The sequence below is a fragment of the Ruegeria atlantica genome (assembly GCF_947495585.1).
GTDB classification, from domain to species: Bacteria; Pseudomonadota; Alphaproteobacteria; order Rhodobacterales; family Rhodobacteraceae; genus Ruegeria; species Ruegeria atlantica_G.
Window position 1 is genome coordinate 1 of the sequence record NZ_CANLZK010000029.1, and the last position, 16,845, is coordinate 16,845.

Annotated in this window: 9 protein-coding genes; 2 read left to right on the forward strand and 7 right to left on the reverse strand. The window is 52.3% G+C overall.

Annotated features, from left to right (window positions below; genetic code table 11):
• A complete protein-coding gene (locus tag QMP16_RS23100) occupies positions 1-5,199 on the forward strand; it encodes a calcium-binding protein (RefSeq protein ID WP_282154326.1) in 5,199 nt (1,732 codons plus the stop codon).
• Between the two features lie 770 nt (positions 5,200-5,969).
• Here QMP16_RS23100 and QMP16_RS23105 read toward each other — a convergent pair.
• The 6 genes from QMP16_RS23105 to QMP16_RS23130 all read right to left on the reverse strand — a co-directional run bounded on the left by QMP16_RS23105 (position 5,970) and on the right by QMP16_RS23130 (position 15,028).
• Positions 5,970-7,043, reverse strand: coding sequence for a hypothetical protein (locus QMP16_RS23105; RefSeq protein WP_282154327.1), 1,074 nt, complete (start codon positions 7,041-7,043; stop codon positions 5,970-5,972).
• A 71-nt stretch (positions 7,044-7,114) separates the two neighbouring features.
• Positions 7,115-8,950, reverse strand: coding sequence for a glycosyltransferase (locus tag QMP16_RS23110; RefSeq protein WP_282154328.1), 1,836 nt, complete (start codon positions 8,948-8,950; stop codon positions 7,115-7,117).
• A complete protein-coding gene (locus QMP16_RS23115; RefSeq protein WP_282154329.1) occupies positions 8,947-10,428 on the reverse strand; it encodes a hypothetical protein in 1,482 nt (493 codons plus the stop codon). Before QMP16_RS23115 ends, QMP16_RS23110 begins: the two co-directional genes overlap by 4 nt.
• A gap of 152 nt (positions 10,429-10,580) precedes the next feature.
• Complete coding sequence (locus QMP16_RS23120) at positions 10,581-11,801, reverse strand: NAD-dependent epimerase/dehydratase family protein (RefSeq protein WP_109312733.1); 1,221 nt, start codon at positions 11,799-11,801, stop codon at positions 10,581-10,583.
• A 151-nt stretch (positions 11,802-11,952) separates the two neighbouring features.
• A complete protein-coding gene (locus QMP16_RS23125; protein ID WP_282154330.1) occupies positions 11,953-14,490 on the reverse strand; it encodes a hybrid sensor histidine kinase/response regulator in 2,538 nt (845 codons plus the stop codon).
• 43 nt (positions 14,491-14,533) lie between these two features.
• A complete protein-coding gene (locus tag QMP16_RS23130) occupies positions 14,534-15,028 on the reverse strand; it encodes a molybdopterin-dependent oxidoreductase (protein ID WP_282154331.1) in 495 nt (164 codons plus the stop codon).
• 155 nt (positions 15,029-15,183) lie between these two features.
• Between QMP16_RS23130 and QMP16_RS23135 the strand changes: the two genes are divergently transcribed.
• On the forward strand, positions 15,184-15,801 hold the full coding sequence (locus tag QMP16_RS23135; RefSeq protein ID WP_282154332.1) for a response regulator transcription factor: 618 nt from the start codon (positions 15,184-15,186) through the stop codon (positions 15,799-15,801).
• 497 nt (positions 15,802-16,298) lie between these two features.
• Here the strand turns inward: QMP16_RS23135 and QMP16_RS23140 are convergent.
• A partial coding sequence (locus QMP16_RS23140; RefSeq protein WP_282154333.1) for an integrase core domain-containing protein occupies positions 16,299-16,845 on the reverse strand: 547 nt, incomplete at its 5' end.

The following is a 16,845-nucleotide window of genomic DNA, read 5'->3' on the forward strand; positions in this document are numbered from 1 at the left end:
ATGATCGCACTGTCGAATGGCGAGCAGGTTACACTTGTGAATCAACTCGACGAAAACAAGTGGAGTTCCATCGAGTTTGTCGCCTTTGCTGATGGCACAACACTGAACCAGGATGAGCTACGTGACCGCATGGTCGCTGACATGAAGGCTGGTGGGACCGTGATCGGCACCGAAAACGGCGAGAACTATGTGCATACGCTGGGGGATGGCTCGTACTCGCTTACCGACTATGACTCCTACAACAGCCGTACCGATACCCTGACATTCACTGACGTTAACGCAGATGACATTGTACTGTCTCGAACCCAAAATGACGTCATCATCAACCTGCCAAATGGAGAAACCATCACTCTCATCAGGCAGCTGGATGAGAATAAATGGCACTCAATCGAGACTTTCACCTTCGCAGATGGAACGCTCTGGGGGCAGGATCAGTTCCGCGATCGTCTGATGCACGACATGAAAGCTTCAGGTGCCGTTGTGGGAACCCCAAATGGCGAAAACTACATTCATACGTCAGGCGATGGATCCTACTCAATCACCGACTATGATAGCTTTAGCACTTACACAGATACCCTGACTTTTGCTGATATCAACCCTGATGACTTCATCTTGAGACGGAGTGGCAATGATCTGATCTTCACCCTGTCCAACGGTGAGCAGATCACCTTGGTGAATCAACTTAACGAGAACAAGTGGAGTTCCATCGAGACCTTCACGTTTGCCGATGACACAACGTTGAGCCAGGATGAATTGCGTAACCGTATGGTCGCGGACATGAAGTCAACGGGTACAGTTGTAGGTACGGAGAACAAAGAAGACTATTTCCATACTCAGGGAGATGGGTCTTATACTATCCGCGATTATGACTGGTATTCCCATCACAACGATACTTTGAGTTTCACTGACCTTGCACCAGATCAAGTTGATTTTGCGAATAGCAACGGTTCTGACCAGCATTTGGTTATCACTACATCCGCTGGTGAGGTGATCACGTGGCAGTACCATTTCCAGAGCAGCGGTTATAATGCGGTTGAGTTCATCCATTTCAGCGACGGAACCGTATTTGATTGGTTGGATATCCGTGGCAAGGCCCTGCTGGGCAATGACGGTGATGATACAATCATTGGCTGGGATTCTGACGATCAGATTCATGGCGGTCGTGGCGACGACGACCTGCAGGGCGGCGCTGGTAATGACACGCTTTACGGTGAGCAAGAAAATGACCGGATCGATGGCGGTGCTGGTGACGATTCTCACTACGGCGGAGCCGGTGATGACTACATTCTCGGCAATGCAGGCATGGACTTCTTCGATGGTGGGGAGGACATAGACACCATTGATTTCACCTATACGGACGACGATTTCACGCTTGACCTGTCCGCTGGAGCAGCCACCTTTAATGATGGCACGACCGAACAAGTCCTGAATTTTGAGAACATCGTGGGTGGAGCGGGTAACAACGCGCTTACTGGAACCGAAAGCGCCAATGAGGTGAACGGTAACGCAGGCGACGATGTAATCTTCGGTCTGGGCGGCAATGATTATCTGATTGGCGGCACAGGCAATGACCACATCTCAGGTGGTGCTGGAGACGACACCCTCCATGGCGAAGAAGGAAATGATGTTCTTGTAGGTGGAGGGGGCATTGACAGCTTCGATGGTGGAGCAGGAAACGATACACTCGACTTTACGTATACAGCTGATCACGTAGCCATCAATCTGTCGCTTTCCCAGGCTGTTTTGACAGGAGGCACAGAAGAGCACGTCCTGAACATTGAGAACGTCATCGCGGGCGCTGGGGATAACATCCTAATAGGCTCTGAGTATGACAATCAGATACATGGCGGGGACGGTAGCGACGCAATAACAGGCGGGTCCGGTAATGACACGTTGTATGGCGAGGAAGCAAACGATCGGATTGATGGCGGTGAGGGTGACGACGCTCATTTCGGTGGTTCTGGCAATGACTACATCTTAGGTAACGCCGGCGCTGACTTCTTTGATGGCGGCGATGATATCGATACAATCGACTTTACTTATACTGCCGATGGAGTCGCGATTAATCTAACCCTTGGAACAGCGACTCTTTCGAGCGGTGAAGAGGAACAAGTCCATAATTTCGAAAACATCGTCACTGGTTCTGGGTCTGACACTTTAACCGGTAGCGATGCAGCGAATGAAATCGAAGCCGGAGACGGCGATGATGTAGTGTCAGGAGAGGGCGGTGCGGACGTTATCAACGCAGGTGCTGGCAACGACCAAGTTAGCGGCGGCGATGATTCTGACACATTGTTCGGCGAAGACGGAGACGATACGCTCGACGGTGGAAGTGGCGACGACAGTATCTATGGCGGCGATGGGAACGATATCCTCTTGGCCGGAGAAGGGGTCGACTTCTTCGATGGCGGAGCCGGCGCTGACGTAATCGATTTCTCCTATGCGAACGAAGATCTAAACATAAACCTGGAGCAATCGACCGCTATTGCCGCCAATGGCGTCACAGAGCAGGTTCAAAACATCGAAAACATTGTCTCCGGCGGAGGCAACGACATACTGGTTGGCACCGCCGCAGATAACCACCTCCAAGGTGGAAATGGTGACGATGTTGTCGAAGGCGGGGCCGGTGCAGATTTTCTGGTCGGAGGCCAGGGCAACGATGAACTGGTTGGTGGGGTAGGTGCTGACACATACGAATATCTCTCTGGCGACGGGTCAGATGTCATCCGAGACATTGGGTCTGCCGGCGAAACCGATGTTCTGAATTTTGTCGGCTATTCAGTTGAAGAAGCGGAATTTCTGGAAGACGAACAGAACAACCTGGTCATTACTCTATCTTCAGGAGAAACAATCACCGTAGAAGCTCATTTTGATGAATTGGGCCAACGTTCGATAGAACAAATCTCTTTCTCAGACGGAACAACCCTTGATGCGCAAGGAATTGCTGAGAAAACACTTGCAGACATGGCGCCACCAAACGTCGCGCCGACAGCAGTTGATGATCAATTGACAGTTACAACTGGCGGTTCGGTTTTGATCGATGTCTTGAGCAACGACACCGATAGTGACGGAGGCGTTTTGAGCGTCGTTTCGGTCAATGGTGCGGTCAATGGCGCGGCAGTGATCGAAGCAGGGCAAATTCGATATACAGCAAATGCAGGGTTCGCGGGTCAGGATACGTTTACGTACGCGCTCTCTGATGGCCAAGGTGGTGTGGACACCGCAACTGTAACTGTGTCTGTTGAGCCTCCGTCATCACCGCTTGGCGATCAAGTTGGTACATCCGGCGCCGATACTTACTATCACGTTGTGGGCAACGGGTCATACAGGATCAGCGACGTCAGCAACCTGAGCGTTAACGACCGTCTCATAATTGCGAATGTGAATTCCGCTGACGTGACCTTCACCCAGAACTCGAGTCATGATTTGATTATCAAGCTGAACAATGGCGAAACGATCACTATTGCCGATCACTTCTACAGCGGCACCTATGATCTGGAGGAGATCGAGTTTGCCGATGGTACGGTGTTCGATGGTGAGGCGATCCGGATCAAAGCTCTGGAGGACCAAAAGGACACAGGCACAGTCAGAGGCACATCTGACGCTGATACTTACCACCATGCTTTGGGCGACGGTTCGTATACGATCATCGACGTCAGCTCCAGCAGCGCTGATGATCGTCTTGTTTTCTCTGATGTGAATCCCGCTGACGTGACCTTCGCCCAGAACTCGAGCCATGATTTGATTATCAAGCTCAGCAATGGCGAAACGGTTACGGTCAAGGATCACTTCTACAGCGGCACCTATGACATCGAAGCGATCGAGTTTGCCGATGGTACGGTGTTCGATGGTGAGGCGATCCGGATCAAAGCTCTGGAGGACCAAAAGGACACAGGCACAGTCAGAGGCACATCTGACGCTGATACTTACCACCATGCTTTGGGCGACGGTTCGTATACGATCATCGACGTCAGCTCCAGCAGCGCTGATGATCGTCTTGTTTTCTCTGATGTGAATCCCGCTGACGTGACCTTCGCCCAGAACTCGAGCCATGATTTGATTATCAAGCTCAGCAATGGCGAAACGGTTACGGTCAAGGATCACTTCTACAGCGGCACCTATGACATCGAAGGGATCGAGTTTGCCGATGGGACCGTCCTGAACGTGCAGCAGATCGCCGAAAAGGCGATCATTGACCAGAATGGCGCGGGTGACGACATCGTGCGTGGCAGCAACGTCGATGATACCTTCCATGCCGGTGCTGGCAACGACACGCTGATTGGCGGGAATGGGGCTGACACCTATATCTATCGCCTCGGCGATGGCAACGATACGATCAATGACATCAGCTCTCAAAGTGTCAATGACCGTCTCGTCTTCTCCGATGTGAATTCCACTGACGTGACCTTCACCCAGAACTCGAGCCATGATTTGATTATCAAGCTGAACAATGGCGAAACGATCACTATTGCCGATCACTTCTACAGCGGCACCTATGATCTGGAGGAGATCGAGTTTGCCGATGGTACGGTGTTCGATGGTGAGGCGATCCGGATCAAAGCTCTGGAGGACCAAAAGGACACAGGCACAGTCAGAGGCACATCTGGCGCTGATACTTACCACCATGCTTTGGGCGATGGTTCGTATACGATCATCGACGTCAGCTCCAGCAGCGCTGATGATCGCCTTGTTTTCTCTGATGTGAATCCCGCTGACGTGACCTTCGCCCAGAACTCGAGCCATGATTTGATTATCAAGCTCAGCAATGGCGAAACGGTTACGGTCAAGGATCACTTCTACAGCGGCACCTATGATCTGGAGGAGATCGAGTTTGCCGATGGTGCGGTGTTCGATGGTGAGGCGATCCGGATCAAAGCTCTTCTGGGTGACTCAGGTAATGACACGATCCTTGGCTTCTCCTCAGACGATGTGATCGATGGCGGTGCAGGGGACGACATTCTGACCGGTCGTGGCGGTGCGGATGATTTTGTTTTCGATACACAATCCCCCAGCGGTGCGGATCGGATTACGGACTTTGAGCTTAATTCGGACACGCTTAAAATGGCGGGTATAAATTTCTCGGACCTTACGTTGATCGACACCGGTTCCGGGACACGTGTTGAATGGAGCAACGGTTCTGTTGAGCTCGACAACATCGCTATCGCTTTGCTGACTGAGGACCAATTCTCATTCGTTTGACACACAATGCTCCCACGCGGTTACGTTAAGACGCGTGGGAGTAACTAAAAAACGGCGTGGTAGACGCCAGTTCCAGTTAGTCGGCAGTAGGGGTCTTCTTGATGTCCTAAAGATCAACAACGCAAAGCCAACGCTTTTGCCGTGGAGCATTCTCGACACCTATTCGCTTGGCAAGAATACCTTGCGTGCAATGCACATAGCAGAGAGGGTTTAAACCAGTGCATTATACACTGACCTGATCCACCAACTTGAGGCACTAAACGTAGCGTCGAATAATCGTCGCTATTTGTGTTGGGTCAGAAATGCTTGACGTTTAGGTCAGAATTGAATGACGTGATTGACCGATCTATTGAGGTTTTGGCTGTCGATTGAGTCAATAATCAGTGACGTTCCACAATCTGTTGAACGTCACACGAACCGGACCCAACCGTCACAGTTGGACCAGAAACAAGGTGAACGTGCGACATCAGAAGGCGCCCCCAACGTTGGACATTAGTTGAATTTGACCTTTGCGTAATCAACTGACACGCTACCCCCCTTTTATGCTCCCGCAGGCAGTTTGGTTTGTTCTGACTTCCCTTTCGGAAAATCAGAGCTGATTTGTAGGTCAGACAGCGAAGCTACCTGTTCCTGCTGATCTGTCACGTGGCGAACGCGGGAGTAGTTATGTTTCTCCGAGGCCAAAACGAGGTGCACGCTCGGAACTCTTTAGTCGGATCGCAAAAGTCCGTACCTGAATGTCTAAAACCTTCCATTTGCTCCGCCTCACTTCACGAACCCGGATGCGCAATATTGTCAATTTTGCCGCTATGCTTTTCCTTTGCAATTGCACCTGCCATGGTCCGTACGGTTGCTCCGCGCAGTGGACCTGATGCGCAAATTGACCAAAGCTCGCGATCCCTGCAAAAACGGTTTTGAGCCTTGATTGTACGTGTGGTCATCATCCCATCGATCCGACCTTGATAATACCCGAATGCGTGAAGTTCTTTCTGTAACACGCGAACCCACGCATTCTTGCTGATCCAAAAGGCCGTGTTTGCTGCCTTGGCGTAGTTTTCTGGTTGAGTGTCTTCGAGAATTTCCTCGACTTCCGACCAGAATTGAGTGGGATTTATTTCTGCGGCAAGCTTAATCAGCTCCGGCGACAACACCCGATCAGAAATGCCTGGAACTTCCGCGAGCATTGCACGGGTTTGAATAGCCTCTTCGCTTCTATCAGGCTGCGAAGACAGATAGACCAGTGCAACTGCGGCGTACTTCGCGTCACCCCCAAGGCCTGCACGCACAACTTGCTCTACGGCTGTATCGAGCGCCGGTCCTCTTAAACGTTTCCAGTTTATGCGCACCACTAAATCGCGCGCCGCGTTTTGATCACCGCTCTCCGCCATACGCTCCAAGATCGCTCGTCCTTGTTTGACGTCTGAAGCGGCGCCCAGCTTTCGATCAATGTGTGCCGTTGCCAAAAGCCGTTCTGCGCCGGGTTGGTTGTCGCGGGCGCCAGCCCGGAGGAGCTCCAATGCAACGTCACCCCGTCCCATCTCCATTTCAACTCGTGCCAGAGATGCAGTGGACCAAGGGTGACCAGCATCGACGGCGCTCGCATACCATTGACGCGCTGCTTTTAGATCTTTTTGCGAGCCGATCCCATTTCGGAAATAGTATCCGACCCGATCTATTGCTGGAGCGTACCCACTTTCTGCCAATGACGTCATTGCGGCATGCACCGCAACTGGATCGGCCTGCTCCTGCTTGATAAGAGCCTTGAATTGTAAGCGTTGTTCCTGTGCAGCGCCCACACTTGCCAAAGTCAAAGCTAAGGTAGCGGCCAAAGCTATTCGTTTCATTTTACGCTCCTCTACTGAATCCCGTAGTTTGTGCCGGCCAATCGTCTGTGGCAGAGAATGAAATGTCGTCGTCATGCTACGCGTATAGGCTTGTCGGGAACGATGTCGCGTCGGATCGCGAGCTCAAGGTTTTCGGCGCGGATATCGATCAAAATGCTGAGCATGGATTCGAGTGTGAAATAGGCCCGCAAGACCCGAAAGATCAGGTATTCTGGTAGCGCAAGGATGCCGCGCGGCACACCGTTTAGCAGCGAAGCAACCACTGCCACGATCGCAGGCGCACCTGTGGTCACGGCCACGATGGATTGCCATACGATAGGGGTATTTTCGTTAAACGCGACGCCCCACTCAAGGACCCCAAAGATTATCAAGGGGACAAGCATCGCGCGGCGTGCGGAATTTACCAGCATGTAGGGCAGGATAACCTTCCCCCTTAACGTCACGTTTGGTCCATAGATCAGGTCCCGACAGCGTGACGAGATGTGATAGATTGAGCGGAACCAGCGCATGCGTTGCTCACGCATATGGCTGTAGGATGACGGCACTTCAGAGATGTAGCGGATTTTGGGATCAACAACCGAGTGGAAGCCCAACTCACCAATGCGGAGCGAGATGTCGGTGTCTTCACCATTCATCCCTTCAACAAAACCGCCCAGTTGGCGTGGGTGTTGCGTGCGGTAGACAACGAACATGCCCGGGATACCCACAACTCCGTTCACTGCCCCCATGGCAACTGAGTAAAAGCCGTGCTTCACAAGAACTTCCAACAGGCGAGCCCGGTCAAAAAGGGCTCCACCTGGTGGTACAGGCACGCCGCCTACAACACCTACGGAGGGATCAGTGAAGTATGGCATTGCTCGGGAAAAGTTATCTTCGCCCACAAGAGTGTCGGCATCGACACGCACAAGAAACTCGGTGTCGCAGGCATCAAGACCTGCGTTGAGAGCGTTAGATTTGCCGGGCTTCGGAACATTGATCACGCGCCCCATTGCGGCCTTGCATGACAAGAGTGTCTCGCGCGCGATTTCTTCTGTATCGTCGGTCGAATTGTTGTTCATGATTAGAACGTTAACCTCACCACCATAGTGGTGTGCGGCGCGATCCATTGCGTTGATCGTGTCTTTGATAATGTAGGACTCATTATGCGCGGGCACGATGACCGAGACGGGTGGATTAAACTTGGGTTTTTTGGCAGTCGCCACATCGTAGATAGCAAGCACATAGAGCTGCCCAAAAAGCACGGGCAGGAACAGAAATACACCCGGACCAATGCCGCCGAGCAACGTCAAATTGCGCATCACTGAGACCACATGCAGGTCCATACCGCCAACCCACATCGCGATTCCCGCTGCGATGGCAATTGTGACACCAAGGCGCAACAAGGCACGCATCTGACTAACCGGAATATGTTGGACACGTATGCGGGCTGGCATGAAGCCACGCTCCAGCAGTTTGAACGAATACACCGCAAAGCCGAACAAACCAGACGCAATGGCACTGAAATGCAGGGAGAAGGATGATCCGAGGATGTCTTCTGCCATGACATTTGCCAGATCGAATACTGCGCAGCCTGCCAGGAAGGTCAGTACCAGATCCAGGCCAAACATCGAACGCCCACGGAAATCGCCGGAGCTGAATGCAGCAAAAGCGACAAAGAACGAGATCAGGAAGATCCGGATCGCAATGGCGTGCCGCCCCGAATGGGCCGAAAACACATAGTCACGGTTTGGAAATACCTGTGCGACAAAATCAGTGTTCACGAACCAAAGTTGTGTTGTGGCAAGCAGCGCAAACACCGCCAGCATCTTGGGTGCCTGCCATTCTGAAACCGATCCGGCAAAACGTTTGGGTGCGCTGTCGACCGAGACAAAGTTGATCTGTTCGCGCTTGTCATCAAGGTCACTCATCCTTTTGCCTCCGGTAATACCGGGGCGGCGGGCGTCACCAGTAGTGCAAGGCCGACATGCGACATTGGTTCGTTCGGCAATAGTTTTTTAATGGACAAGCCTTGGGTGGCACTGACTTGCGTGACTAACCAGGTGGCGCCAGCATGAGGTAAAAGCGGGGCAGGGTGACCTGGGCCCAGGACATGGATGTGAACCTTTCTTCCAGCCGGTTTGAGTTCAACGCCAGCCGGTATCACTAGGTCCAACATGCGGCTTGCCGCGGCAGCGTCCGGCGCGGTTAGTTCTGAAGTCATGGCAATGTTGACCGGCCCAACATTATCCAAGGCGGTGTGTAGTTCGGACATTGCGTTGGCAAAGGGCATGTCACTAATGATCAAACGGGAATGAGGTAGTAACTCCGCCACCAGTTCAGGGCCCTGATCACACACGCCGTCTTTCGGAGCGGTCGTTGTCGCCACTACTTCGAGCGTATTTGTGGCGACCTGAATATCAACCGGGAGGTCAATTAACGTTTGGTACTCGGCTTTAGACCCTTTGGTATGCTCTTGAAAAACAAGTCGGTTGTTCAGCGTTACGGTGAGCGACCAATTCTGACCATGCATGAGGTGGCCAAGCTGCATGCGCAGGTCCAACTGGCTGGGTATGTACTGTCCGCTGCGCCCTCCCAAATCGAAACGCTCACGCCATAAAGCTTGTCTGTAAAATCGGCGCAAACCGCCATTCATTCCTTTTTGCGCCAACGCGCCCACCGTTCGCCCACTCACATTGGTTTCAGGAAAGGCTGGAAGTACCGCGCGTAGCTCGAGTGTATTTAAGGCTGGTTCTTGTGTGGACAGAGCAAACACGGTTGCAAGGCCCCGTCGCTGGAACTGGGTTGCCAACACCAAGCGGCGAAGCTGTTCGTCCTTTTTCAGCCAGTCGGGCCAAGCAACACGCACGACATTGCCCCAGGCAAGCACCTGATCACGTACACTGTGCAGTGGCCGATCCAACGTCAAAAAAATGGCACTGGTTGTTTCAATCTCAACAACGGCTTCGAAACCGTCCTGCGAACCACACTGGATTTGAAGGCCAGTGCCCTGCAGCGAGAAAGAAACGACCAGTTGTTTCCCTGCAAAGTCCGCCTGTGAAAGAGGAATTTGCAGGGAACGTCCCACCTCGCCTGAACGCAGCAGCATCTCGCCTCGACGGGTATTGTTGATTGAGATGCGCAGCACCCCTTCAACCCCATCCAGAACCTGAGACGTTGCATCGATTTGGAGGTATCCAGACGTCGGGCGTGCATCCACTGGCATCATGAATGTGACGCTCTGGTAGGCGGGAAAACCGGATAAAATGACCGGATGGTCCGGATCGGCGCGCATAACCACGGCTTCGTACACATCCTGCGCTTGGGCGGGTGTGCGGTGCTCAAACACCAGTTGCGGGCCGGACGTTACTTCATGGAGGTAGCGTTTTCCTTGTTCCAGAATGTTCATTGTCGATAGCAGGAGGGCTATGCCTGCCAAAAGAAATCCCATGAGCCCAATGCCAATCATGCGCATGTTTTTCACTGTAATTTTATGGTTTTAAGTAACCGATCGCGCTGGCCCCACCTCCAAGCGGGACCAACACGGGCGGTGCAGAGGGGTCAGGCCACTTTGTGTGGCTTTGGAAAGACAACGCCGGGCCGTTGTTTGTGGGTCCAGGTTGAAACACATGGGATCATCTTGTGAATGCACCGGCCGGCGTATTTTGCAGCTATCTTTTGTGTTTCGTCGATCAACCCTTCGGCCAGTGTGATCGGCTTCAGCCCCAATGAGAGAAAGGTTTTGTTCGAAACTCGCAGATCATTTTCAGCGGCTTCGTTGCGTGGGTTGTCCACGTTGGCGATCCGCGCGTCGGAAACATCTGCAACCAGTTTGGCTAGCTCGCGCACGGTATGCGTTTCAGTCATCTGGTTGAGGATTGCAACTTTGCCGTCCTTTTCAGGCGGATTTTCAACGGCCAGGGCAAGGCACTTCACGGTGTCCTGAATGTGGATGAACGCCCGTGTCTGGCCACCTGTTCCGTGCACCGTCAGCGGGTGACCAACGACGGCCTGCATCAAAAAGCGGTTCAATACCGTTCCGTAATCCCCGTCATAGTCGAAGCGGTTGATCAGGCGTTCGTCCAGTTTGGTTTCGTCCGTCTGAGTTCCCCAAACGATGCCTTGGTGCAGGTCGGTGATCCGCAGCCGATCGTTCTTGGCGTAGAACTGGAACAGCAGTTGATCCATGGATTTGGTCAGATGGTACACGCTGCCGGGGTTGGTCGGGTATAAAATGTCACGCTTCGTGATCTGCTTATCGTCACCAGGGACATAGACCGGCAAGTAGCCTTCAGGAATTTCCAACCCGTCATCATCGTATCCATAGACGCCCATAGTGCCGAGGTGGACAAAGTGTGGATCCAAACCCAGTGCGACCGATGCCGCCAGTAGGTTGTGAGTGCCCGAAATGTTGTTGTCGACTGTGTAGCGCTTCTCACCGACACCCTTCATCGAATATGGTGCGGCGCGTTGCTCGCCAAAGTGCACGATGGAGTCTGGTTTGATCGTGTCCAGCAAAGTGGTAACGGCGTCAAAATCCTGTGCAATGTCGATGTTTTCAAATGCAATCGTTCTGCCTGAATGCTCTTTCCATGAGGCCAGTCGATCATCCATTGAGGCTATTGGCGTCAGGCTGTCAGCGCCCAACGCCGCATCAATTTCACGGCGCGACATGTTGTCGACGATAGTAATGTTATGACCCAGCTTTGATAAGTGGAGCGCCGTTGGCCAGCCACAGAATCCGTCACCACCGACCACTATGATTTTTTTTGAATCTTTCATTTTGATGTTCCTCTGCACGGGCCCCTCCAGGCGACCCTGTTCAAGATGAATTCAGGTGTAGAGGCCCGGAGCGAAACGTGCCGGGGTGCGAGAGTATAGATTGGGGGGATTAAGGCTGGGGCAGCTATCCCAACGGGTAGGGCGGATAGGCCTATGGGGTGTTAGCGTGGCGGCTGATGGCCCCATCAAGTACCGATTTGGATGTTACTGCCTCGTCGTCAAGTCTATCGGCCCACGTCTGAAGTGCCCTGAGTTTTCTATCGCGCGCGTTGTTTTCCAGCTCTTCCAAAGCATCGCGCAGTTCTATCTGCCCCAGAAGAGATGCGGCACCCTTGGCTCTATGGGCTGCTTCAGCGATAGCCAGCATATCGGGCGGGTCGCTCGCCGCACGCAGGTCCGCCGTAAATTCAGCCACCTCTGCCAGAAATTCTTCCGCGATGGTTGCGACCTTGGCACTGCCTAACAATTCGATCATCTCGGCAAGAGCTTCGGGAAAATGTTCGGTGTCCGGTTTGGACAAGTGCTTTGAGGTGACTTCTGCAACGATGTTGTGCAGAGCCTCCAACCTGATGGGCTTGGTATGAAAGCGATCCATGCCTGCAGTTGCAGATCTTTCACGGTACTCTTCGCGCCCATGGGCTGTTAATCCTACAATATGTGTCCCGGCGTTTATCCCGTTACTGCGGCGTAAGCGTTCGGTCGCTTCAATCCCGTCCATGACTGGCATGCTGATGTCCATCAAGATGATATCGAACACCTCGTCCTTGGCCTTTTGCAGGCAATCTTCGCCGTTAACAGCCTCGCGTACAGTGTGACCCATCGTCGTTAGCATGTCGCACAGGACACTGCGGTTGATGCTGTTATCTTCGACAATAAGGATATTGCATGAGGGCGCTTGCTTGGCGTTTTGGGCCAGATTGTCACTGTCGTCTCGCGTCTCAGGTTCTGTGCGTCTTAAAGGCAAAGTTAAGATGAACACCGATCCCGCACCTTCGACACTTTTTACGGACACGTCCCCGCCCATCGCCCGTGCGATGCGACGAGAGATGGACAAACCCAAACCATCCCCACGAGTCTGACGACCTTCGCTATTCGCGAGGGCAATAAAATCCTCAAACACCTGTTCGTGCTGTTCGGCGGGAATTCCGATGCCGGTATCGACCACTTCAAAACGAAGAGAAGAGGTTTCGGGGCCATGAATGCCGCTGACGCGTAAAGTGACTTCTCCATCTTCAGTGAACTTAATTGCGTTTCCGATCAAATTGGTAAGTACCTGGCGAATTCTCCCGGAATCACCGTGATATGGCCCTTGCATTGCTGGGTTTATGTTGAGTTTCACAGCTAAATTTTTCTCATTGGCGAGTGGTTCAAACAATTCGACCAACGCTTGCATTAGCTCTGTTAGATCAAAGACTTCGGAGTTCAGTTGAAGATTGCCCGTTTCAATACGAGTGATATCGAGTGCTTCGTTCACATGTTCCAGCAAAACCTCGCTGGAAGATGTTGCAATGCGGGTGTAGCGAGCCTGTTGGTCGTTTAGGGGGGTAGTCTTAAGCAGATCAAGCACACCCAGCATACCGTTCAGGGGGGTGCGCATTTCGTGGCTCATCACTGTCATGAATTGTGACTTGGCCTTGTCCGTCCTCTCGGCTCGGTCGCGGGCATCAATCAGATTCTGCTCGTTGATCTTACGCTCGCTTATGTCACGGATGTAGGCAATGAACTTGGTGTCATCACCATCATGAGTGGTTGTAACGTTTAATTCGACTGGGAACTCTTCGCCACTTTTGCGCAAAGCGGCAAGCTCGACACGGCCGGCATCAACGACACGTGGCGCGCCCGTTTCTAGGTAACGCTTCATGCCATTGTGGTGCGCATCGCGCATACGCTTAGGGATGAAGGTGTCTTCCATCGTCAACCCAACAATTTCGTCTCGGGTCCAACCAAAAACGCGCTCGGCCGAAGCGTTGAATTCGATAATACGTCCGGAGCTATCTGAAGTTACAATCGCATCTAGTGATGCAGCGACGGTCGATGCAAGTTGCTTTGACGATGCAGATAGAGCCGCGTCCCTGCGAACGGAGCGCTGCAAAAGCCGATCCATGAAGAGTAACAAGAGTGCCATAAGGATCAGTAAACCGACTGCAATTCCCCCGGTTCGAGACAACTGGCCCGCCAATTCAGCGCGCCGGGCTTCGGAACGCTCGGCAACTATCCGGACGCCCAGCAATGCAAGCTCTCGAACAACAGGGCGAACGTCACGAACCAAGCGTTTCAGTTCAAGTAGATCAGTTTCGTCCAGTGGCTCGGACGAATCCAAAATTGCAACGGCATCGTCCCCAAAGACCTCTATTTGCTCAATCAATTCAGCCGCTTCGCTACTATCACCATAAATTTCGCGGGCTCGCCCAGAATTGACAACGTTCAAACGACTTAAGGCAATATCTGCACGCAACTGTAATTGGTCAGAGAAGCCTGTCTGTGCAGCAATTTGCTCGGTTAGAACGGCGTCGAGGTTCGCAAACTCGATGTCAAGCTGCGAAATGCTCCACTGTATGTTGTCTTCATCAGCGCTCGACAAGTCGCGTACCTGTGTTAACAGGTTCGAGACCATTGTTGCGAACAAGATGATCAACAGGCAGATGCCTGCCAATACCAAGAGACGGTATCGGTTCAACTCGGACTTCAATTACAACCTCCTGTTTGAGGTCACCGTAAGCACACTCAGCGTGTTAATCTACGACTTTCAAATGCTTAAGCTGCCAGATGCTGAACGTGTAGATCGTTTCAGTCCGGTATTTGGGATCCTGGTCGTATGGGAAAACAACCCAATAAGGTCCCTTGTCCCTAACAGACATCGTCTCGCCATCCATGCGAGTGGCGATGATCGGAGCGTCGTTTTCAAGTTCCGCCAGCGGCATCGTGACCTTGTAGTCGTTTAAGGCCACCATCTCGATACTGGTGCCGTCTGTGTTCAATTCGGTAAGCAGGGCTTTTAACGGCACCCCCGAGAACGTAACTTCATCATCTGTCCAGATCGTTGAGGTGCTGAATGTCACCTGGTCCATTGCGTCAAGATCTTGAAGGCTGAATTCGTTGGTTGCAGCGTTAGAGCCTGTTGTTGTTATTTCCAACGTCATCTCTGCCCGAGCTGTAGCCGGAGTGATAAAACTCAGCAATAGCATGAACAGCACGACGTAAATCCGCGAGTAGTGTATTTGTGCCATTGAATAGACTCCGGGTCAGGTAAACGGGGTTATAACTATTGATCCCCCACGGTCATCAGAGCATTGGCATAGGCATCTATACCAAAGTATAGTTCTGTCATGATTTGGCCTGATTTTTTGGTTGTGAATGCGATCAGCGTAAGGACACTGTGGACATGCCTAATATCCTCTTAGCTGACGACCATGATCTGGTCCGCGACACAATCGCGGCCTATCTAGAAACCGTAGACGACTTCAAAGTCCAGACCGCTGCCAATTTGGAAGAAGCGTTGGAATTGATGCGTGGCCTAGATTCCATCGATCTTCTTATCCTTGACTATCACATGCCAGGTATGGACGGCTTGAGTGGCCTTAATCGCGCCCGACAGGCCTTTCCTGCGACCAAGGTTGCACTGATTTCAGGTGTCGCTAACCGCGAGGTGGCCAATAAGGCAATGGAGAACGGTGCAAATGGGTTTATTCCTAAATCTTTGAAAGCGGTGTCGCTGGTCAACGCTATCAAGTTTGTATTGTCAGGCGAACGGTATTTTCCCTTTGACTTCGGACAGGCAGATGAGCCAGTGGAGTCATCTGGTGTTTTTGCCACCCTGTCCGGCCGGGAGATGCAGACGCTGGAACAGCTCTGCATCGGCCTCTCCAACAAGGAAATTGCCCGAAATCTAGGAATCCAAGAGGTTACAGTAAAGCTGCATGTAAAAAACGTGCTGGCAAAACTGGGCGTTTCCAATCGAACGCAAGCCGCGCTACTGGCGAAAGAGAAGCAGTTGTTCTAAACGGCGGAACAAACGCCACAACAGGTTTTATCGTTTCTGTTTCGAACTCGCATTTGGTTGCGTGGCGAATTTCTCATTCCACTAAAAGTGCACTGTGTTGCGCGCGGAGTCTAAATAGACTTCGAGCTTTGTCTTGCCGATCAATAAAAGGAGAGCAACGACGGTTGAAAAGGACACTCGGGTTTTGTGGCAGATCTTTGAGTCGCAAATGGTAAGGGTTACGCGAAAGAAACAAACAAGAATTAGCAAATTCAATAGCTTAGATTTTGCCTAATGGCAAAACTATGTGTCGCCCGACAAATTGTTGAACGTCACACGAACCTGACCCAACCGTCACAGTTGGACCAGAAGCAAGGTGAACGTTCGACATCAGAAGGCGCCCCAACGTTGGGCATCAGTTGAATTTGACCTTTGCGTCATCAACTAACACGCCGCCCCCATTTTATGCTCCCGTAGGCAGTTTTGAGCATTCTCATCTGACTGGTCCAATTTGATTGTTAGTGCATCATCGGCCTTTGATCCATCGGGATGATGGTTTCAGGTGCTGGCGGGCGATAGCCCAGAGCACTGTGGGGGCGTTTGGTGTTGTAGTGTCTCCTCCATTGTTCGATCAGAATTTGAGCTTCGCGTAGGCTGTAGAAGATTTCACCGTTGAGCAGCTCGCCCCTGAACCGGCCATTGAAGCTTTCACAATATCCGTTCTCCCATGGGCTGCCAGGTTCGATATAAGCCGTATTGGCCCCGACAGCAGCAATCCAATCCCTGACGGCCAGGGCAACAAATTCCGGCCCATTGTCTGAACGAATGAAACCGGGCGCGCCACGCAGGATGAACAGATCCGTCAGGGCGTCAATCACGTCCGTTGAGTTCAGCTTGCGCTTCACTCTAATCGCCAGGCACTCCCGGCTGTGCTCATCAAGGATGTTCAGCGTCCGAAAGGCATTGCCATCATCGGCTCGGCAATGGGCGAAATCGTAGCTCCAAACGTGGTTGCGATGCTCTGGTCGAAGCCGAATACACGATCCGTCATTCAGCCAGAGCCGT

Bases quoted from the DNA above. Each gene is read 5' to 3' on its own strand.
- QMP16_RS23100 (WP_282154326.1), top strand. From the start codon at position 1: ATGATCGCACTGTCGAATGGCGAGCAGGTTACACTTGTGAATCAACTC.
- QMP16_RS23105 (WP_282154327.1), bottom strand. From the start codon at position 7,043: ATGAAACGAATAGCTTTGGCCGCTACCTTAGCTTTGACTTTGGCAAGT.
- QMP16_RS23110 (WP_282154328.1), bottom strand. From the start codon at position 8,950: ATGAGTGACCTTGATGACAAGCGCGAACAGATCAACTTTGTCTCGGTC.
- QMP16_RS23115 (WP_282154329.1), bottom strand. From the start codon at position 10,428: ATGAACATTCTGGAACAAGGAAAACGCTACCTCCATGAAGTAACGTCC.
- QMP16_RS23120 (WP_109312733.1), bottom strand. From the start codon at position 11,801: ATGAAAGATTCAAAAAAAATCATAGTGGTCGGTGGTGACGGATTCTGT.
- QMP16_RS23130 (WP_282154331.1), bottom strand. From the start codon at position 15,028: ATGGCACAAATACACTACTCGCGGATTTACGTCGTGCTGTTCATGCTA.
- QMP16_RS23135 (WP_282154332.1), top strand. From the start codon at position 15,184: ATGCCTAATATCCTCTTAGCTGACGACCATGATCTGGTCCGCGACACA.